The sequence below is a fragment of the Isoptericola sp. NPDC019693 genome (genome assembly GCF_044389085.1).
Classification (GTDB): Bacteria; Actinomycetota; Actinomycetes; order Actinomycetales; family Cellulomonadaceae; genus Isoptericola.
Genome location: NZ_JBIRXP010000002.1, coordinates 743114 through 763620 on the forward strand (window position 1 = coordinate 743114; position 20507 = coordinate 763620).

At 72.7% G+C, this 20507-nt stretch carries 14 protein-coding genes; 11 read left to right on the plus strand and 3 right to left on the minus strand.

What is annotated here, in order from left to right; genetic code table 11:
* Positions 1-36 precede the first annotated feature (36 nt).
* Together ACH436_RS08740 and ACH436_RS08745 are read left to right on the plus strand one after the other, a co-directional pair.
* A complete protein-coding gene (locus ACH436_RS08740) occupies positions 37-1035 on the plus strand; it encodes an ABC transporter permease (RefSeq protein WP_430559801.1) in 999 nt (332 codons plus the stop codon).
* Positions 1028-1984, plus strand: coding sequence for an ABC transporter ATP-binding protein (locus tag ACH436_RS08745; RefSeq protein ID WP_430559802.1), 957 nt, complete (start codon positions 1028-1030; stop codon positions 1982-1984). Before ACH436_RS08740 ends, ACH436_RS08745 begins: the two co-directional genes overlap by 8 nt.
* Before the next feature lie 76 nt (positions 1985-2060).
* Here ACH436_RS08745 and cysC read toward each other — a convergent pair whose 3' ends face one another.
* Positions 2061-3341: an adenylyl-sulfate kinase gene (cysC, locus tag ACH436_RS08750; RefSeq protein WP_430559803.1), complete on the minus strand. Its 1281-nt coding sequence runs from the start codon at positions 3339-3341 to the stop codon at positions 2061-2063.
* The gene (locus ACH436_RS08755; RefSeq protein WP_430559804.1) at positions 3338-4348 is read right to left on the minus strand and encodes a sulfite exporter TauE/SafE family protein; all 1011 of its coding nucleotides are present in this window, start codon (positions 4346-4348) and stop codon (positions 3338-3340) included. Before ACH436_RS08755 ends, cysC begins: the two co-directional genes overlap by 4 nt.
* Before the next feature lie 132 nt (positions 4349-4480).
* Here ACH436_RS08755 and ACH436_RS08760 point away from each other — a divergent pair, with 132 nt between their 5' ends.
* The 8 genes from ACH436_RS08760 to ACH436_RS08795 all read left to right on the plus strand — a co-directional run bounded on the left by ACH436_RS08760 (position 4481) and on the right by ACH436_RS08795 (position 17405).
* Positions 4481-5365, plus strand: a complete 885-nt coding sequence (locus tag ACH436_RS08760; protein WP_430559805.1) for an inositol monophosphatase family protein — start codon at positions 4481-4483, stop codon at positions 5363-5365.
* The gene (gene cysD / locus ACH436_RS08765; RefSeq protein ID WP_430559806.1) at positions 5362-6264 is read left to right on the plus strand and encodes a sulfate adenylyltransferase subunit CysD; all 903 of its coding nucleotides are present in this window, start codon (positions 5362-5364) and stop codon (positions 6262-6264) included. The genes ACH436_RS08760 and cysD overlap by 4 nt, the downstream gene beginning before the upstream one ends.
* Before the next feature lie 3 nt (positions 6265-6267).
* Positions 6268-7611 carry a sulfate adenylyltransferase subunit CysN gene (gene cysN / locus ACH436_RS08770; protein WP_430559807.1) on the plus strand — a complete coding sequence of 448 codons (1344 nt, stop codon included), beginning with the start codon at positions 6268-6270 and terminating at the stop codon, positions 7609-7611.
* A gap of 17 nt (positions 7612-7628) precedes the next feature.
* Positions 7629-8345, plus strand: a complete 717-nt coding sequence (locus ACH436_RS08775) for a sulfotransferase family 2 domain-containing protein (RefSeq protein ID WP_430559808.1) — start codon at positions 7629-7631, stop codon at positions 8343-8345.
* Between the two features lie 98 nt (positions 8346-8443).
* Positions 8444-11929 (plus strand): CDP-glycerol glycerophosphotransferase family protein, encoded by a 3486-nt coding sequence (locus ACH436_RS08780; RefSeq protein WP_430559809.1) that lies wholly within the window; start codon positions 8444-8446, stop codon positions 11927-11929.
* Between the two features lie 29 nt (positions 11930-11958).
* Positions 11959-14340, plus strand: a complete 2382-nt coding sequence (locus ACH436_RS08785; RefSeq protein ID WP_430559810.1) for a polysaccharide pyruvyl transferase family protein — start codon at positions 11959-11961, stop codon at positions 14338-14340.
* Positions 14333-15598 (plus strand): hypothetical protein, encoded by a 1266-nt coding sequence (locus ACH436_RS08790; RefSeq protein ID WP_430559811.1) that lies wholly within the window; start codon positions 14333-14335, stop codon positions 15596-15598. The genes ACH436_RS08785 and ACH436_RS08790 overlap by 8 nt, the downstream gene beginning before the upstream one ends.
* A 145-nt stretch (positions 15599-15743) precedes the next feature.
* The gene (locus ACH436_RS08795) at positions 15744-17405 is read left to right on the plus strand and encodes a glycosyltransferase family 61 protein (RefSeq protein ID WP_430559812.1); all 1662 of its coding nucleotides are present in this window, start codon (positions 15744-15746) and stop codon (positions 17403-17405) included.
* On the opposite strand, the gene ACH436_RS08800 is transcribed toward ACH436_RS08795, so the two are convergent.
* Positions 17380-18216: a class I SAM-dependent methyltransferase gene (locus tag ACH436_RS08800; protein ID WP_430559813.1), complete on the minus strand. Its 837-nt coding sequence runs from the start codon at positions 18214-18216 to the stop codon at positions 17380-17382. The two genes, ACH436_RS08795 and ACH436_RS08800, sit on opposite strands and share 26 nt — an antisense overlap.
* A gap of 169 nt (positions 18217-18385) precedes the next feature.
* Here ACH436_RS08800 and ACH436_RS08805 point away from each other — a divergent pair, with 169 nt between their 5' ends.
* Positions 18386-20488, plus strand: a complete 2103-nt coding sequence (locus tag ACH436_RS08805; RefSeq protein ID WP_430559814.1) for an acyltransferase family protein — start codon at positions 18386-18388, stop codon at positions 20486-20488.
* Positions 20489-20507 lie beyond the last annotated feature (19 nt).

Consider the following 20507-nt stretch of genomic DNA (forward strand, 5'->3'; position numbering starts at 1 on the left):
GCGGGCCGTACCTCAGAAGACGGGTATGCAAGCTACGTGACCACCGACACCACCACGGGCGCCGCATCGGGTGACCGCGGGAAGCCGGGGCCCGACCGCGACCCGCTCCGCCCCCCGGAGCCGATCGTCCCGGGCACCACCTCGCAGGAGCGGCAGGCCATCGCGAAGCAGTTCGGGCTGCAGCAGATGGGCGTGCGCCCGCCGCTGGGCCGGTACATCCGCGACGTGGCCTCCCGCTGGGCGTTCATCCGCGTCCTCGGCACCGCGACGGCCTACTCGAAGAACCAGAACAACTACCTGGGTCAGCTCTGGGCCGTCCTCAACCCGATCCTCAACGCGGCCGTCTACATCCTCATCTTCGGCATCCTGCTGGGCACCACCCGCGGGCTGGAGAACGCGATCTCGTTCATCGTGATCGGCACGTTCCTGTACCGCTTCTTCGAGCAGTCGGTGCACGCCGGGTCGCGGTCGATCGCGCAGAAGACGAACCTCATCCGGTCGCTGCACTTCCCGCGCGCCGTGCTGCCGATCGCCCAGGTGGTCTCGCTGCTCACGACGCTCGTGCCCGCGCTGCTCGTGATGTGCGCGATCGTGCTGCTCAGCGGCCTGCTCCCGGCCTACCCGATGGAGCACATCACGTGGAGCTGGCTGCTGCTCCCGGCGATCATCGCGCTCATGTGGATCTTCAACACGGGGGTCGCGTTCATCGTGGCCCGGGCCGTGGCCATCACCCCGGACCTGGACAACATCATCGGCTTCGTGCTGCGCCTCGTGATGTACGGCTCCGGCGTGATCTTCCCGGTGACGCACTACGTGGACAACCTGCCGGAGTCCGTGCAGGGGGTCGTCGGGGGAATCCTCGAGTACCAGCCGATCGGCGTGTTCCTCTACGTCGCCCGCTCGATCCTCACCCAGGAGCCGAGCTTCCCCCAGGACCCGTGGATGTGGCTCTGGGCGGCCGGCTGGGCCCTGGTGACGTTCGTCGTCGGTTTCATCATCTTCTGGCGCGGAGAGGAGCGGTACGGCCGTGACTGAGTCCGACCTCCATCTCGACGTCGACCTCGAGGAGGACTTCGACCCCGAGGACCTCGAGGGCCCGAAGCCGGTCGCCACGGTCGGCGACCCGGTGCTCGTGGTCGACGACCTGCACGTCGTCTACCGCGTGTTCGGCGGCAAGGCGAAGCAGGTCGCCGCCAAGGGCGCCGAGAACGTCCGCGAGGCCCAGGCGCCCAAGCGGTCCTTCCTGCGCCGGCTGGTGAGCTCCACGTCGCAGCACGTGGGCGCCGTGAGCGAGGTGCACGCCGTGCGCGGCATCTCGTTCGTCGCCCGCCACGGCGAGGCCATCGGCATCGTCGGCATCAACGGCTCCGGCAAGAGCACGCTCCTGCGCGCGATCACCGGCCTCATCCCGCCGCGCTCCGGCGGCGTGTACGTGGCGGGAGAGCCCGCGCTGCTGGGCGTCAACGCCGCCCTCATGCCGCAGCTGTCCGGCGAGCGGAACATCTGGATCGGCGGGCTCGCCCTGGGGCTCACGCCCAAGCAGGTCGAGGAGCGCTTCGACGAGGTGGTGGAGTTCGCCGACATCGGCGACTTCGTCTACATGCCGATGAAGACGTACTCCTCCGGCATGGGCGCCCGCCTGCGCTTCGCGATCTCGTCGGCGGCGACGCCGGACATCCTCATGATCGACGAGGCGCTCGCCACCGGTGACGCCGCGTTCAAGGCGCGCTCGAAGGCTCGCATCGACGAGGTGCGCAAGAACGCCGGCACGATCTTCCTCGTCAGCCACTCGATCAGCACCGTCGAGGCGATGTGCACCCGGGTGCTGTGGGTGCACCAGGGGCAGCTGGTCATGGACGGCGGCACGGAGGAGGTGCTCGGCGAGTACCGCAAGTTCGTCCGCGCCCACCGCGCCGCGAACTCCTCGGCGCGTGCCGGCGGCGTCGGGCCCCGCGCCCGGGCCAAGAAGAAGGCGCAGGGCTGAGGGACCGCACCTCAGGTCGAGCCCGTCGACGCCCGTTCTCGCCGGGCTCGACGGGCTCGACCCGCGACGTCCGGGCTCAGCCGGCGACGGCGTCCAGCGCGGCGCGTACCCGGGCGACGGCGTCGGCGACGGAGACCTGCGACGTGTCGACGACGACGTCGGCGTCGACCGGTGCCTCGTACGGTGAGGAGATCCCGGTGAACTCGGGGATCTCGCCGCGCCGGGCCTTGGCGTACAGGCCCTTGCGGTCGCGGGCCTCGCACACCTCCAGCGGCGTGCTGACGTGCACCAGCAGGAAGGCGCCCGCGGCCTCGGCGAGCTCGCGCACGCGGGCCCGGCCCGAGGCGAACGGGGCGATGGGCGCGGCCACCGCGACGCCTCCGTGCGAGGACACGAGCGACGCTACGTAGCCGATGCGCTCCACGTTGAGCTCGCGGGACGCCTTGTCGAAGCCGAGGCCCTTGGACAGGTGGTGGCGCACCTCGTCGCCGTCGAGCAGCGTGGTGTGGCGGCCCTCGTCGTCGAGCTCGGCGGCCAGCGCCCGGGCCACCGTCGACTTCCCGGAGCCGGACAGCCCGGTGAAGAAGACCACGGCGCCGCGCGGCCTGGCGGTGCCGGCGGCGCGCAGGACCTCCGCGGCCGTGACCTCGGGGTAGAGCGCCGCGACGGCGTCGCGCCAGAGCGTCCCCAGCCCGGCCACGGCGTCGCCCGCGGCGGGGGAGCGGTGCGCCGAGAGCACCTCGGTGCGGACCGCGCCGTAGCTCGCGCCGACGTCGGACCAGCGCAGGGCGTCGGGGGCGTCGGCGGGCCAGGGGACGACGACGACGGTCGCGCGGCGTGCTCCGTCGCGGAGCCGCGCGGCGAGGTCGCGGGCCACGCGGACGAGCCCCGGGGCGCCCACGTGCCCCGCGGCGGGGGTGCGGCGCGCGGCGGGCACGAGCAGCAGCACCGTCCCCGCGTCGTCGACGAGCCCGGCGAGGGCGTCCGCCTCGGAGCGGGTGGGCGGCTCCGCCACGGCGACGGCGACGGTCGCGGCGACCGGGTCGGCGGGGAGGTCGGCGCGGACCTCGGCGGTGGTGCGGCGCACGGCCGGGTCCCAGTGCGGCCCGGCGGCCCGCGCGAACGGTCGTACGGCGCGCGGCCCCTCGTGCCCGGGGGCCCCGACCACCGCGAGCGGCGTGTTCTCGGCGTCCGTGAGGGTCGCGGGGCCGGCGGGCAGGCCCGCGGGGGCGATCCAGGGGCCGCCTGCGAGGGCGAGCTCGAGGAGGTCCAGCCCGTCCGGGGAGAGCACGTGGGTCGCGGCAGGCAGGTCGGCGGGCAGGTCGGCGGGCAGGTCGGCGGGCATGGACTCGGTCATGATCGCGTCGTGGTGTCCTTCGGGTCGGTGTCGGGTGCGGTGTCGGATCCGGTGTCCGGTGCGGCCTCGGCGCCTGCCCGGGGGGCCGCGGCCTCGCCGCGCGGTGCCGGCTTGGGCGGGAGCCGCTTGATGCGCTCCCGGACCACGATCCACAGCAGGTTGCCGACGACGAGCGCGCCGACGGCGGCCGCGACGACGACGCCGAGCGAGGCGCCCAGGAGCTTGAGGCCGGAGGCCAGGAGGAGGATGGCCAGCGCGCGGCGGATGATGCCGCCCGGGGCGCGGCTGGACACGTGGGCGCCGAACCAGGCGCCGGGGATGGCGCCGATGAGCAGGGACGTCGTCAGGCCGAGCTCGAAGTCCCCGTAGAGGATGTGCCCCAGCGACGCGGCGGCCACCAGCGGCACTGCCTGCACGAGGTCGGTGCCCACCAGCTGCGACGCCTTGAGCGCGGGGTAGAGCAGGAGCAGCACCACGATGATGATCGAGCCGGCGCCCACGGAGGTGAGGCCGACCATGAGGCCGGCGACCGCGCCGAGGATCAGCGTGGGCACCTTGCGGACGACGACGTCCGGGCTGCTGGGCGCGGCGGGCCCCTCGCCGAGGGCCGTGCGGCGCTGGAGCATCCCGAGCACGGCCCGCACCACGAGTCCCGCCGAGGCGATGAGCAGCGCGACGCCGAGGATCTGCTTGAGCACCTCGTCGAAGCCGTCGTCGAACGGCAGGTAGCGGATCAGGAGAGCCCCGGAGAACGCGGCCGGCACCGACCCGATGCACAGCCACAGCACGAGCTGGAGGTTCACGGTGCGCCGTCGCAGGTGCACGATCGCCCCCGCGGGCTTCATGAAGAGGCTGGCCACGACGTCGGAGGACACGGCGGTGAGCGGGTCGACGCGAAAGACGAAGATGAGCATCGGCGTCATGAGGGCACCGCCGCCCATGCCCGTCAGGCCCACGATGAAGCCCACGACGAGTCCGCCGAGGATCAGCGGGAGGTCGATGCTCAAAAGCACACCATTCCTATCGGAAAAACAGAATTCAACAATGTGAACTCTCGGGGAATCGTCCAATGCGGGAATGGTAGCGTCGGCCGCGGCCCGCCCAGGGTCCCCGTCCAGAGCCACGAGCCCAGGAGCCGTATGTCCGCGTCCGCCGCCCCGTCCTTCCCGGACCCGGGCCTGCCCGACGGCGAGCTCGCCGTCGCGCTCGCGCGCGGCGCCGGCGAGGTCCTGCGCGGCCTGCGGGCCGAGGTCGACGCGGACGGGGGCACGTTCGTGGCGGGCGAGCTCAAGGACGCGGGCGACGCGGCGAGCCAGTCGTGGCTCTCCGCCGCCCTCGTGCACGCCCGCCCGGGCGATGCCGTCCTCTCGGAGGAGGCCGCCGACTCCGCTGCTCGGCTGTCGGCGGACCGGGTGTGGATCATCGACCCGCTCGACGGGACGCGCGAGTTCGCCGAGCGCGCCCCGGGCGACGCCGCCGGATGGCGCGACGACTTCGCGGTGCACGTGGCCCTCTGGGAGCGCGGCGTGCCGCGTCCCGACGGGCTCGCGGCCGGCGCCGTCGGCCTGCCGGCGCGGGGCGCCGTCCTCAGCACCGCCTCTCCCGCCGGCCCCGACGCGCGCGCCACCGACGACGTCGCCGCGGTCCTCGCGGGTCGCAGGCCGCTGCGGGTCGCCGCGAGCCGCAGCCGTCCGCCGCAGTTCGTCCAGGACCTCGCCGCCCGTGGCGACGTCGAGCTCGTGCCCATGGGCTCGGCCGGCGTCAAGGTCGTGTCCGTGGTGGACGGCAGCGTGGACGCGTACGTGCACGCCGGCGGCCAGTACGAGTGGGACTCCGCCGCACCCGTCGCGGTCGCGCTCGCCGCCGGGCTCGAGTGCACCCGCCTGGACGGCACCGCGCTCGAGTACAACCGCCAGGACCCCTGGCTCCCCGATCTCTTCGTCTGCCACCCGGCCGTGGCGGCGCACCTGCGTGCGGCGCTGACGGAGGTCGGGGTCGACATCAAGGAAGGTGCCCAGTCGTGACGTCCCACGTCCTGAGCCAGCTCCGCAGCCTCGAAGCGGAGAGCATCCACATCATCCGCGAGGTGGTGGCCGAGATGCAGCGCCCCTGTCTGCTCTTCTCGGGCGGCAAGGACTCGATCGTCATGCTGCACCTGGCCGCGAAGGCGTTCGCGCCGGCGCGGATCCCGTTCCCGATCATGCACGTCGACACGGGGCTGAACTTCCCGTCCGTGCTCGCCACGCGCGACCGGTGGGTCGAGCGGCTGGGCATCCAGCTCGTCGTCGCGTCCGTCCCCGAGGCGATCGAGCGCGGGCTGGTGCAGGAGGAGCCCAACGGCTCCCGCAACCGCATCCAGACCCCGGTGCTGCTCGAGGCCGCCGAGAAGAACGGCTTCGACGCGCTCTTCGGCGGCGGGCGCCGCGACGAGGAGAAGGCACGCGCCAAGGAGCGCGTGTTCTCCTTCCGCGACGACTTCGGCCAGTGGGACCCCAAGAACCAGCGCCCCGAGGTCTGGGACCTGTACAACGGGCGTGTCCACCAGGGCGAGTCGATCCGGGTGTTCCCGCTGTCCAACTGGACCGAGCTGGACATCTGGGCGTACATCGAGGCCGAGAACATCGACCTCCCCGACCTGTACTTCGCGGCCGAGCGCGAGGTCGTGGACCGGGGCGGCATGCTGTTCGCCGTCAACGAGTTCACGCCGCTCAAGGAGGGCGAGACCGCCGAGGTGCGGTCCGTGCGCTACCGCACGGTGGGCGACGCGAACCTCACCGCCGCCGTCGCGTCGACGGCGGCGACCCGTGCCGAGATCGTCGAGGAGGTCGCCGCCGTGCGCCTCACCGAGCGCGGCGCCACCCGTGGCGACGACAAGGTGAGCGAGGCCGCGATGGAGGACCGCAAGCGAGAGGGCTACTTCTAAGCCATGAGCACCGAGAGCATCGAGACCCCCGTGACCTCCGGCGTGCCCGAGGACGGCGCGACCCAGCAGGCGATCGACACGTCGGCCGACCTGCTGCGCTTCGCGACCGCCGGCTCGGTGGACGACGGCAAGAGCACCCTCATCGGCCGCCTGCTGTTCGACTCGAAGACCATCTTCGAGGACCAGCTCGAGTCGGTGGAGCAGGTCAGCAAGGACCGCGGCAACGACTACACGGACCTGGCGCTCCTCACCGACGGCCTGCGCGCCGAGCGTGAGCAGGGCATCACGATCGACGTCGCGTACCGCTACTTCGCCACGCCCAAGCGCAAGTTCATCATCGCCGACACCCCCGGCCACATCCAGTACACGCGGAACATGGTCACCGGGGCGTCGACCGCCGACGTCGCGCTCATCCTCGTGGACGCGCGCAAGGGCGTCATCGAGCAGAGCCGGCGCCACACCTTCCTCGCGACCCTGCTGGGTGTCCCGCACATCGTGGTCTGCGTCAACAAGATGGACCTCGTGGACTACTCGGAGGAGGTCTTCGAGAACATCCGTCGGGAGTTCACCGACTTCGCCTCCCGGCTGCGGGTCCCGGACCTCACCTTCATCCCGATCTCGGCGCTCGTCGGCGACAACGTCGTGAACCGCAGCGAGAACATGCCGTGGTTCGACGGGCGTCCGCTCCTCAGCCACCTCGAGTCCCTGCACGTGGCGAGCGACCGCAACCTGCAGGACGTGAGGTTCCCGGTGCAGTACGTGATCCGGCCGCAGTCGCACGACGCGCGCGACTACCGCGGGTACGCGGGCACCGTGGCCGGCGGGGTGCTGAAGAAGGGCGACAAGGTCCGGGTGCTGCCCTCCGGGCTCGAGACCACGATCGCCGGCATCGACACCGCCGACGGCCCGGTCGACGAGGCCTTCCCGCCCATGTCCGTCACCGTGCGCCTCGCCGACGAGATCGACATCTCGCGCGGGGACATGATCTGCCGCCCGAAGAACTCGCCGGCCGCGCTGCAGGACATCGACGCGCAGATCTGCTGGATGGACGAGTCGGCGCCGCTGGTCAAGGGCAAGAAGTACGCGATCAAGCACACCACCCGGTGGGCGCGCGCCATGGTCAAGGACATCAACTACCGCGTGGACGTCAACACGCTGCACCGCGACGAGGACGCGACAGAGATCCGTCTCAACGAGATCGGCCGCATCCAGCTGCGCGTCACGCAGCCGCTGTTCGTCGACCCGTACCGCCAGAATCGTCGGACCGGCGCGTTCATCCTGGTGGACGAGGCGACCAACAAGACCGTGGCCGCCGGGATGGTGGGCGGCCTGCCCCACGCCTCCTGAGGCGCCGGCGGACCACGATGCCTGTCTTCACCCGGGGCGAGCGGAACGTCCTGTTCATCCACGTCCCCAAGACCGGCGGCTCGGCGATCGAGAAGCACTTCGTCGCCGCCGGGTGGGAGATGTCGTACCACGACGGCCGCATGCCGAAGGGGTACCCGAACTACCTGCGCCGCTGCACGCCGCAGCACATGCACGGTGCGCTCCTCAAGGAGATCTTCCGCCTGCGCCGCTTCGACGCGGTCTTCGCCGTGGTGCGCGACCCGGTGGCGCGGTTCCGCTCGGAGTACGTGATGCGGCACAAGCAGGAGCTCACCACCAGCGCGGACGCCGTGGAGGCGTGGGCGCTGGAGCGGTTCGAGAAGTTCGCGGTGAACCCGTACGTGCACGACAACCACATCCGCCCGCAGGTGGAGTTCCTCGTGAAGCGCGCGCTCGTGTACCGCATGGAGGACGGCCTCGACGCGGCGGTCGGCGACCTCAACGAGCGGTTCGACCTGGGGCTGCCCGCCGAGGTGGCCCGGGTGCGCACGAGCGAGCGGACGCGGGGGATCTCCAGCAGCGACGTGGAGGTGTCGGCGTCGCTCGAGCGGCGGCTCGAGGAGTTCTACGGCGACGACTTCCGCCGCTTCGGCTACCGGGACGTGCCGCTGCCCCTGCCGCCCCACCGCAGCCTCGGCGCCCGGGTGGCGTCGCGGGCGTCCCGCGAGCTGTCGACCCTTGCTGACCGGCTCTGAGGCGGTCGCCCCGTACAGTTGGCTGGTGCTCCCCGCCTCCACGCGCGGTGGGGTGCGCCCATGAATCCGTCCGTGCCCGAACGCGAGTTGATGTCTCCGTGCTGACGAACCTTCTCCGCTCCACCTACCGTCGCCTGCCGGAGCACCGGCGCGCGCGCATCGCCGAGCTGCGGCGGCCCGGCCGACGGACCCTCGTGTCCGTGGTCGTGCCCGTCTACAACGTCGAGCGATACGTCGGGGAGTGCCTGGAGTCGATCCTCGCGCAGACGCACCGCCGCCTCGAGGTCATCGTCGTCGACGACGGTTCCCCGGACCGCTCGATCGAGGTCGTGAACGCGATCGCTGCGCGCGACCGCCGCGTGCGGGTGGTGCGGCAGGAGAACGCCGGGCTCGGGGCGGCCCGCAACACCGGCGTGCGGCACGCGCGCGGCGCCATGCTGTGCTTCGTCGACTCGGACGACACCGTGCCGCCGAACGCGGTCGAGGTGATGCTCACGTCGCTGACCCGCAGCGGGTCCGACTTCGCCGTCGGCGCGCTGGTGCGGGACACCTCCGCGGGCAAGCACATGCCGCCGTGGGCGCGCAAGCTGCACGACCGCACCCGGACCGGCGTGACGATCGCCGACGAGCCGGACGTGCTCAAGAACGTCTTCGCGTGGACGAAGCTGTTCCGCACGGACTACTTCCGGCGCGTCGTGGGCAGCTTCCCGGACGGGCTGTACGAGGACCAGGTGCCGTCGGCCAAGGCGTACCTGCACGGCCGGTTCGACGTGCTCCAGGACGTGGTGTGCCACTGGCGGATCCGCGACGACGAGTCGTCGATCACCCAGCAGAAGTCGACGATGCGCGACCTCACCGGCCGCTGGCGGATGCTCGACGAGCTGCACGAGGTGATGCGCGACGCGCCGGCGCCGGTGCGGCAGGCGTGGGAGGCCAAGGTCGTCGGCTTCGACATGCGGCCGTACTACGAGCAGGTGCCGCGCACCGAGGACGACTACTGGTCGTTCCTGCAGCGGGAGGTCCGCGGCTTCGTGGACATGGCGGGGTACGAGCGCCTGGCCGAGGTGCCGGTCGCCGACCGGCTGCTCGCGGCGGCGACGTACCACGGGCTGCGCGACGACGTCGTCGAGCTGGTGGCGCGGCGCGAGTCGCTGACGTGGAAGGTGCACGGGGTCGCCCGCGACGGCCGGGTGACCCTGGGCGAGGACTACCTCGAGGGCCTCGAGCTGGCGCGCGACGGGGTGGTCGACGACCTCGAGCACGACGTCGAGGTGGTCTCCCGCGTGGCGGACGTCGTCCTCGAGCCGGGGACGCTGACGGTCGAGGGCAGCGCGTTCCTCGCGTTCGTCGACCTCGACGGCCAGGAGAGCGAGATCGCCCTCGAGGCGGTCTCGGCGCTGGGGCACCGCGTGACGGGCCGGGTGGAGCGCTTCGCCGACGAGACGGTCGACATGCGCGCGGTCGATCCCTGGAACGACCACGCGGCGTCGGGCTACCGCGCGCGGTTCGAGCTCGGCGAGCTGGTCTCGCCGCCGTACCGCTTCGAGGCCACCGTGCGGGTCGCGGGTGTCGAGCGCACCGCGCCCCTGGCCCTGCCCGACGCGCGCGGACAGGGCAGGCTGCCGCAGTTCGGCACGCTCGCCGCCACGGGCCGGTGGTACGTGGACGCCCCGTCGGACGCCGACGTGCTGGAGCTGCGGTGCATGACGTCGGCCCGCGTGCCCGTCGCGGACGTCTGCGTGGAGGGCCACCGGGTCGACCTGGTCCTCGCGGCGAACCTGCCGCCCGTGCGCGGGTGCGTCGCCCGTGCGGGGTCCATGACGGTGCCCGGCGTGCGGCGTCAGGACGCCGGGCGCGAGGTCGTCTCGTTCACGCTGCCGGCGGCGTCCGCCGACGACCGGACGCGGACGTGGGCGTTCGTCGCCCGTCCCGCCACGGGAGGGCGGGAGCAGCGGTTCTCCTGGGTGGAGGCCAGCCGCACGCTCGCTCCGCCCACCGGTTCCACGGCGCTGATCGGCGCCACCCGGTTCGGGAACGTGGTCGCGCAGACCGGCCCGCTGCTGGGCGAGGTGGAGAGCCTGGAGCTCGGCCCCGAGGGGTTGCGCGTGCGGGGCTGGGCCACGGCGTCCGTCGCGCTCCGCGGCGAGCCGATGAGCCTCGCCCTGGCGCACGACGTCGTCCCGGGCCGCGCGGTGCCGCTCGAGCTCGACGACGACGGCGCGTTCGACGTCGTCGTCCCCGTGACCGACGCCCTGGGCTCCACGCTCTCCAAGACGGTCAACTTCGTGCTGACGCTGACCGCCGGCGACGTCGTCGCGCGCCCCCGCGTGGCGCCGGGCCTGGTCCGTGCGCTCCCGCTCGACATGACCAACGGCGTCGTCTCGGCGACGGCCTCGGCCACCCCGAAGGCGGGCTCGGTGAGCCTGCGCCTGCGGACGTTCCTGAACGACGACGAGCGCAGCCGCCGGGCGCAGCACCGCCTGCAGCAGCGGTACCACGAGGCCGCGCAGGAGCCGCTCGACGCGGTGCTGCTCGAGTCGTTCGCGGGCCGGTCGGTGGGCGACTCGCCGCTCGCCCTGAGCCGTGAGCTGCACCGTCGCGGCGACCGGCGGCCGCAGTACTGGTCGGTCGCGTGCCTGTCGACGCCCGTCCCGGAGTGGGCCACCCCGGTGCTGCGCTTCTCGACGGCCTGGTACGACCTGCTCGAGCGGGCGACCCTGCTCGTGAACAACAACAACTGGCCGTGGTACTTCCGCAAGGGGGAGCACCAGACGTACCTGCAGACGTGGCACGGCACGCCGCTCAAGCGCATCGGCAACGACGTGCCCGGAGCGAACCTCACGATCACCTATCGCCGCCTCATGCAGCGCGAGGCGTGGTCGTGGGACTTCCTGCTGGCGCAGAACGCCTACTCGGCCGAGATCTTCCCGAGGGCGTTCGGCTACGACGGCAAGGTGCTCGTCGAGGGCTACCCCCGCAACGACTCCCTCGTGGACGGCACGGCGGCCGCGACCCGTGCCGCCGTGCGGGAACGGCTCGGGCTCGACGACGACGTCCGCGTGCTGCTGTACGCACCGACGTGGCGCGACAACATCAAGGAGGGCGCCCGGTACGGCCGGGTGGCGTTCCTCGACTTCGACGAGCTGGCCCGGGCGGCCGGGCCGCGCACCGTGGTGCTCTACCGCGGGCACTCCAACACGGCCTCGTCCACGAGCGACCTGCCCGCCGGGGTGGTCGACGTGACGCACCACCCCGACGTGAACGAGCTGATGCTCGCGTCGGACGCCCTGGTCACGGACTACTCGTCGATCATGTTCGACTACGGCGTGCTGCGGCGCCCGATCTACCTGCTCGTGCCGGACCTGGAGCTGTACGGGTCCACGACGCGCGGCTTCTACCGCGACCTCGTGGACGTGGCGCCCGGCCCGCTGTGCGCGGACACGGCCGAGCTCGTGACGGCGCTGGCGGCCGACCACTGGTCCGCGTGGGGCGCCGCACACGATAGGTTCGTCGCCGAGTTCGCCCCGCGCGACGACGGGGCCGCGTCGGCGCGTGTCCTCGACGCCGCCGGCCTGACCTCCTGACCGTCCTCACCAGCACCGGAGCACACACCATGTCGATCTACCGTTCTGCCCGGGAAGGGCTTGCGCGCGAGGCAAGGACCCACCTCGGCCGCCGGCTCCCGGACCGCTTCGGGATGCGGCGGTTCCGCCACCTCCTGGACGACTACGAGGTGGGCACCCTCATCGAGGACGACGGCAAGGTGCCGCTCAACTACTTCACGTACCGGCCGAACTTCGGTGACCTGCTGTCGCCGTGGCTCGTGGAGAAGATGACCGGCCGCGAGGTCGTGGTGGCGGACCGCAAGAAGCCCCACTACGTGGTGATCGGCTCGATCATCAACCAGGCGACGGCGAACTCGGTGGTCTGGGGGAGCGGCACGTACGGCACCGAGGGCAAGGACGAGGTCTCGCCGCGCGCGCGGTACACGGCGGTCCGCGGCCCCCTGACGCGGGCGAAGCTGGGCGCGTCCAAGGGCTTCGGGATCCGGGTCCCCGAGGTCTACGGCGACCCGGCGCTGCTGCTGCCCCTGTACTACATGCCCGAGGTGCCGGTCACGCACGAGTACGGCGTCGTGGTGCGGTGGAGCGAGCGCCGGTGGGCGCAGGCCACGTTCGGGCCGGGCGTGAAGATGATCGACTTCGCGCGCAGCGACGTCGAGGACGTCGTGCGGGAGCTGCTCTCGTGCAAGCGGATCGTCACGTCCTCGCTGCACGGGCTGATCGTGGCGGACGCCTACGGCATCCCCAACGCCTGGCTCGCCTCCGACTCGCCCCGCGGCGGCGTCTACAAGTTCTACGACTACTTCGCCTCGGTCGACAAGTTCCGGAACCCGCAGACCCTCGACCTTGCGGCCGGCCCGGTCACCAAGGAGCGCCTGCGCGACTCCCTGACGTTCAACGGCGAGGCGATCGAGTACGACTACCGCCCCCTGCTCGACGCGTCGCCGTTCCTGCGGCGCAAGAAGGGTGCGCGGCCCCGCCCGGCGCAGGACCTGCCGTCGCGCGAGTCCGGCGCGCGCCTGCGCGACCAGCCGGGCCGCAGCGTGCTCCTGCCGTCGCTCGGGTTCTTCGGCGGCAACGCCGTCAACTACCTGCCGGTGCGGGTGGACGGCCCGGTCTCGCAGGTGCGCCTCTTCCTGCCGAAGGGTGAGGGCGAGCTGGACCTGCGCGGGCTCGAGCTCTACCAGGGCGGGCACCGCGTGGTCGTCGACGAGGAGAAGGCGACGATCACGCAGAGCTCGGACGCCCGCCGCGCGGGCAACCGGCGCAGCCCCTTCACCCTCGGCGGGATCCGGACGCGCAAGGAGGCCGGCCCGTGGTGGACCGTCGCGTTCGACGCGCCGGTCGACGCCGACGAGGTGCGCGTCTTCAACCGGCTCGACGGCTGGGGCTCGCGCTCGCGCAGCCTCACCGTGGCGGTCGCCGGCGCGGACGGGAAGTTCTCGACCGTGCGCTCGGTGGACTCGGACCGGGTGGTCGCCCAGACGCTCGAGCTCCTCACGCGCCTGACCGGGCTGGAGCTGGACGCCTCGGTGCTCGCGTCCCGCGAGGCCGCGGAGGCCGCGCGCGCCGACGTGCTGGCCGCGCTCGCGAAGCGCGCGGGCGAGGGGCTGCTGACGTCCGACCGTGAGGAGCAGCGCCTGCTGGCCGCGCTCGTGCGGCGTCACCGGCTGGACGACGGCGAGACGCTCTCGGACGGCGAGTGGGCGCTCCTGGGGCATCTGCTGGCCGCGGAACGTCTCCGGGTGCCCGGCACGAGCACGTCCATGCGGGCCTTCCACCGTGTGCTGGACTCCCACGACGCCCTGCGGCGCCTGGAGCGGGAGGCGAACCGTGCCGGCACGGTCCTGGGGACGCCGCAGGCCGTCCTGACCCGCCACGGGCTGACGAACGTGGGCGGGCTCCGCGAGCGGTCCGCCGACCACCTCGCCATCATGCAGAAGGCCGCCGCCGCGCTCGAGGCCCAGGGCTATCCGGCGATGATCGCGTACGGCACGCTGCTCGGGGCGGTGCGCGAGGGCGACTTCCTCGCGCACGACGACGACATCGACATGCTCATCCCCCTCCAGGCGTCGACGCGGGACCAGGCGGAGGAGCAGCTCGGCGCCCTGCACGAGCGGCTGCGCGCCGAGGGATGGGCCGTGTCGCGGCCGAACAGCTACACCAACTTCCACCTCGTCGACCCCCGCACGCGTCTGCACGTCGACGTGTTCCCGCTGCTCGTGGACGGCGACAGCACCCAGCTGCACATGGAGAAGATGCAGCTGCGCGCCATCCCCACGTCGGTGGTGCTCCCGCCGTCGACGATCACGTTCCTCGGTGAGGAGATGCTCGCGCCGGCGCAGCCCGAGGCGTTCCTCGCCGAGCGCTACGGTGACGACTGGCGCACGCCCAACCCGTACTACGACTGGCCGTGGAGGCTGCGTGACTGACGACGTCCTCACCCGGCTGCGGTCGACGCTCGACATCGGGGACACGCTCCCCGACGGTCTCAGCAAGGTCTGGATCTACCGGGGGCGGATCCTCGCCGCGGACTACCGCAGCCCGAACGGCGCGGCGTTCGCGTTCGACATCACGGTCGACGGGTCCACCGCGCACGTCGCCGTGGCCGCGCGGGACGACCGTTCCGGGGCGGTGGTCCGCTCGGCGTGCGCGCCGATCGCGGTCTCGACCTCGGGCAAGAAGGTCGCGCTGGCGTCGGTGGACCTCGACTCCGCGGACGCGGCCGAGGGGCTCCTGGCCCCGATGCGGCGCGCGCACCAGGCGATCTTCGCCGCCGAGGTGGCCCGCTCGGCCGCGGTGGAGGAGTCGACCTGGACGCACGACGGCGTCGCCGTGAACTACGTGCGGCGTGCGCCGAAGGAGGACTGCGACCAGATCGTCGTCGTCTTCACGTCGATCCGGACCGTGGCGACGGACCTCGACTTCGACGGGCCGGAGGGCAAGTACCTCGCGAGCAACCGCGCCGAGCTCGTGTTCGTCCACGACGACCACGCCGCCGCGTTCTGCTACTACTACGGCACGGACCGCGACGACCAGGTGGCCCGCGCCGTGACCGCGTTCGTGCGCGACCTGGCCGAGCGGCGGGGCGTCGGGCTCGACAGGGTCGTCCTCGCGGGGATGTCCAAGGGCGGCGCGGCCGCGCTGATCGTCGGGGCACGCCTGCCGGGCGCGACCGTGCTGTCGCTGGTGCCGCAGCTGGCGATCGGCACGTACCTCCAGGGCCGCTCGGAGCCGTTCCTCGAGACGATCGCGGGGTCGCGCAGCGACGACGCGGTCGCCTGGCTGGACACGGTCGTCCCGCGCGCCCTGGCGGAGGCGACGAACCGCGACGGGCACTACTACGTGCTCACCAGCCCGGGCGACGACAACTGCTTCGACGGGCTCTCGGAGCATGCCCGTGCCGCGGCGCGGCTGAAGAACCTCAACGTGCTCGTGGCGGCGTCTCCCCGGGCGGAGGACCACTTCAGCACCCTCAAGCACCTGCTGCCGACGATGATCTCCCTGCTCGGGGTGCTCTCCTCCGGCCTGCGTCCTTCCTTGGGCCTTGCCGCGACGACGTCGGCGCGCGACGTCGCCACCTCAGCGGTTCGCGGTCGGCCCCGCGGTCCCGCCGCGCTGCGTGCGGCGCGCCTGCGTCGCGCGCTCGCCGCGATCCGTGCGACCCTCGGCGCGCCCGCGAAGAGCTGAACCGGGAGACGACGCGCGCCGTGCGAGGCGATGGTCGGCGCGCCGATCAGGATCCGCGCCGGGGGTAGCGGCCGCGTCGGTATGCCGGGAAGGGGGCCCCTCCGCATACTGGACCTTCGCAGAGCACGAGGACAGGGAGACTGTCGTGGCGCTTGGCAGGTCGGAGCAGGACGGGGCACGACGGCGCGTCGTCGTGATCGCGGACGAGGTGGCGCCCGCGATCGTGCGCGACGCCGTCGAACCGTTCCGGGACGAGGACCTCTTCCTCATCGCCCCCAGCCCGTACGAGGAGTGGGGGCTCGACGAGACGCACCACCGGTACCTGAGGCTCGTCAAGGAGTCCAACCTCCAGTGGTACCTGAAGCTCCACGGCCCGGTCGACCGCATCGTCGACATCCGCCAGCGGTGGCCGAAGGAGCACGAGGCCACCCTGCGCCGGCTGCTCTTCCACCTCCTGCCCGGCGGCGAGTACGTCATCCCCCGCTCGGCGTTGACGGGGTACCGCAAGGGGAACCCGCTCGAGGTGCGGCTGGCGCACTTCGCCCGGGCCCTGGCCGGCGGCGAGCCTGACGCCGGCGACCTCGAGGAGCTCTCCCGCGCCGTCGCCCAGGTGCGCCTCGACCGGGAGGCGATCGTGGTCCGCAAGAGCGGGACGCACTACCTCAAGCTGTCGGACCGGTGGGCGAACCGCATGCTGTCGACACGGAACCTCAGCACGACGACGGTGCACGAGCTCGCGCTGCTCAAGGAGCAGGAGTTCGTGTCCGCCACGACGATCGAGTCGCACGGCGCGTCGCGCACCCTCCAGGGGCTGGGCACGACCGTGGCGGTCCCGCCGCACCACCTGCGCCACTACAGCGGGCGGATCGGCCTGGTGAGCAACGCGCTGACCTACACGGCCCACGAGATCCTGCCCGACTCGTTCAGGCATCACCTGTCGAACACCCACAACCGCCGCCTGGTCCACGCGGACGAGAACTTCGCGCGGATCCCGCGCCACGTGCAGCCCACCCGGGAGCTCGAGGGCTCCTACTACCTGCTCGACTCCGAGAACTCGGGCCACTACGGGCACCTGATGACGGAGGTCGTCTCGCGGCTGTGGGGGTGGGACGCCGCGAAGGAGGACGACCCCGGGCTCAAGGCGGTCTTCCGTCTCCGGCACGCGGCCGAGCGCGACCCGCGGCTCGAGCGCACGATCTTCACCGCCTTCGGCATCGACCGCGACGACATCGTGACCGTCGACGAGCCGGTGTACCTCGAGTCGATGTACGCCGCGACGCCGATGTTCCACAACGCCCGGCCGCACTACGTCCACCCGGAGATCCGGGCCGTGTGGCGCCGCATCCGGGACGGGCTGCCGCCCGACCCCGGGCCCGTGTGGGACCGGGTCTTCGTCTCGCGCAAGGACACGTACGGCAACCGACGCTGCCTCAACCGGGGGGACGTGGAGGACTACTTCGCGCGTGCCGGGTTCGAGGTGGTCTACCCGGAGGAGCACTCGCTCGGCCGGCAGGCGGAGATCTTCTCCCGCGCGCGCGTGGTGGCCGGGTTCGGCGGGTCAGGGATGTTCAACACCGTCTTCGCCGAGAACCTGGAGCACATGGCGGTGCTCACCCACGAGGCCTACACGGCGCGCAACGAGGTGCTCGTCGCGCTCCCGCTCGGCGTCCGGCTGCACTACTTCTGGAACCAGCCCCGGATCCAGCACCCGCCCGGCGGGTGGTCCCAGGAGGCGTACAAGTCCGACTGGACGTTCGACTTCTCCCGCCACAAGCGGGACCTCAACGCGTGGGTGCGATCGCTCTGACCTTGCCCTGCACCCACTCCCGGGCCGCGCGGCGACGACGGCGGTAGGCCTTCGGGTCCTCCAGCGCCTGCCGGATCTCCGCCAGGCCCCGGTCCCTCCGCCGCCACGGCCGGGCGCCGCGGTGCAGCAACCCCCACACGGGGCGTCCCAGCAGGGTGGCACCCTGCCACGCGCCGGTGCGGTCGAGCACCGATCTCGGCACCGGCTGCGGGTCGCTGTGGAGGTACTCCTCGATGATCCGGTCGTAGGAGTCGGAGAGGACGGTGCTCGACGGGTCCAGTCCGAGCACCACCACCACGCCGGTCGGGCTGGTGTCGACCGGCAGGACCGTGAGATCGGGGCGGTACGCGCGCAGCACGTCGGCCACGCGGAACACGTCGCCCGTCCAGGCGCGGGTGTGCCGCTCGCGGGCCGCCTCGTCGACGCTGCGCGGCAGCATGTCGTCGAGGACGACGACGCTCGACCACCGGCAGTGCTTCTCGACGTTGATGAAGTCGCGCAGCGCGTACTCGAACAGGTGCATCCCGTCGATGAACGCCAGCTCGACGGGGCCGCCGAGCCATCTCTTCGGGTCGGTCGTGGCGAAGTAGTCGTCGCTCGTGGTGCGTGCGAGCCGGACCTTGGCGCTGAGCTCCTTCCGGACGTGGAAGGCGGGGTCGATCGCGACGCTCGGCACCGAGGAGAGCTGCAGGCTCGAGCCGTCGGCGACGCCGATCTCGAGATAGGTGCGCGGGCGGAGCTGTCGGTGGAGGCCGGTCAGCAGTGCGTGCCGGCTCAGGCGTCTCTGCGGGGTGCGGGCCTTGGGTGACATGGGACACATCATCACCGCCAACGATCCCGCGGGAAAGGTGGGCGCGCGGCCGTGGTGGCCTTCGCCGCGGACGTCGCCGCCCGCGGCGTTCGGTAGCCTCGCGACTGCGACCCCCGGCGGCCGGCGGGCCGTCCTCCCCGCCGGCCCGCGTGACCCAAGGAGCTCCCCGTTGTCCGTACACACCGGCGTACCCGAGCGCGTGCCCGCCCCCGCACGGCCGCGCACGGGGGTCCGCACCGACGTGCAGGGGCTGCGCGCGCTGGCGGTGAGCGCCGTGCTGGTCTACCACCTGCTGCCGGGCACGGTGACGGGGGGCTACGTGGGGGTGGACGTCTTCTTCGTCATCTCGGGCTTCCTCATCACGTCGCACCTGCTGCGCCGGCCGGTGCGCGGCGTCGGCGACCTGCTGGAGTTCTGGGCGCGGCGGGTGCGCCGCCTCATCCCGGCCGCGACGGTGGTGCTCGTGGCCACGCTCGCGGCGACGCTGCTGTGGCTGCCGTCGACGATGCACGAGCGGGTGGCGCGGGAGGTCGCGGCCGCCGCGCTGTACGTGGAGAACTGGGCCCTCGCCCGGTCGGCGACGGACTACCTGGCCGCCGAGGACCTCCCGTCTCCCGTGCAGCACTACTGGTCGCTGTCGGTCGAGGAGCAGTTCTACGTGCTGTGGCCGGTGCTGATCGGGCTGACCGTCCTGCTGGCCGTGCGCCTGCGCCGTCGCGGCACCTCGCGGTCGGCATGGGTGCCGACGGCGGTCGTGGGGCTGGTCGTCGTCGTGTCCCTCGCCTGGTCGGTGTACCTCACCGCGACGAACCCGTCGGCGGCGTACTTCGTGACGACGACGCGGCTGTGGGAGCTCGCGCTCGGTGGCCTCGTCGCGGCGGCGGTGACGGTGCGCCCGTGGCGGCTGTCGGCGCCCGCGCGGGCGGCGACGGCGTGGACCGGCCTGGCGGCCGTCGTCGCCGCGGTGCTCCTCTTCGACGGGACGACGCCGTTCCCCGGGGTCGCGGCCGCGCTCCCCACGGTGGGCACGGCGCTGGTGATCGCGGCAGCGGCCGACGGCGCCCGCGGCGGCCCCGGTGGCCTGCTCGCGCTGCGCCCCGTGCAGTGGCTGGGCGACGTCTCGTACAGCGTCTACCTGTGGCACTGGCCGCTGATCGTCGTCGTCCCGTACGTGCTGGGCCACCCGCTCGGGGCGGTCGAGCTGGTCGGGGTCGTCGTGGCGACGCTGCTCCTCGCCGCCGCGACCAAGCGGTGGGTCGAGGACCCGCTGCGCCGCAGTCCCGCCCTGGTGCGGCGCCGTGCCGCGACGTTCGGGCTGCTGGCCGTGTGCGTCGGCGTCGCGGCGGTCTGGGGCGTCTCGGCGGCAGCGGCGGCGCACGAGCGCGCACGGGACGCGGTCGCGTCCGCGCCGTTCAGGGTGGCACAGGCGGGGGAGTGCGCGGGCGCGGGAGCGGCGCGCGACCAGTCCTGCGAGGTCCAGGGGCTCCTCACCCCGCCGGAGGCGGCCGTGCAGGACAAGCCCGCCGTGTACGCGGACGACTGCTGGAACGACCCGCCGTTCACGACCCGGAACACGTGCACCTACGGCTCCGACGACGCGCCGGTGCGGGTGGCGCTGCTCGGCAACTCGCACGCCGGCCACTGGGCGCCGGCGCTGGAGGCCGGCGAGGACGCGGGGGACTGGCAGGTCGACACCTACCTGCAGTCGTCGTGCTACCCCGTCGGCCGGCTGCTCGACTACGAGGCCGCCGACGACGCGCAGAACTGTCTCGACACCACGCGCTGGGCGGTCGACTCCGTCGTCTCCGGCGGGTACGACCTGGTGGTGCTGTCGGCGCGCACCAACCAGCTCCTGGCGGACGTCCCGGAGGCGGAGCAGGCCGATGCCGCGCAGGCCGCGTACGCCGACACGCTGGCCACGTTCACGGACGCCGGCATCCCCGTGCTCGTGCTGCGCGACACCCCCGCGATGCCGGACAACGTGCCCGACTGCCTCGCCTCCGGGCCGGTCTCCTGGGACGACTGCGGGGCGCCGCCGTCGCAGGCGCTCGAGCCGGACCCGCTCGCGGCGGCCGGCCGCGCCGACACGTCGGGGCTGGTGACGGTCCGCGAGATCACCGACCTCATGTGCGACGCCGACGTCTGCCACCCCGTGATCGGCGGCGTCGTCGCGTACTTCGACCACGGGCACCTCACCGCCACGTTCGCGCGAACGCTCACCCCCGAGGTCACCGACGGCGTCCGCGCCGCGCTCCGGACCGCGGGGGGCTGACCCGGGACCGGCGCCCGCG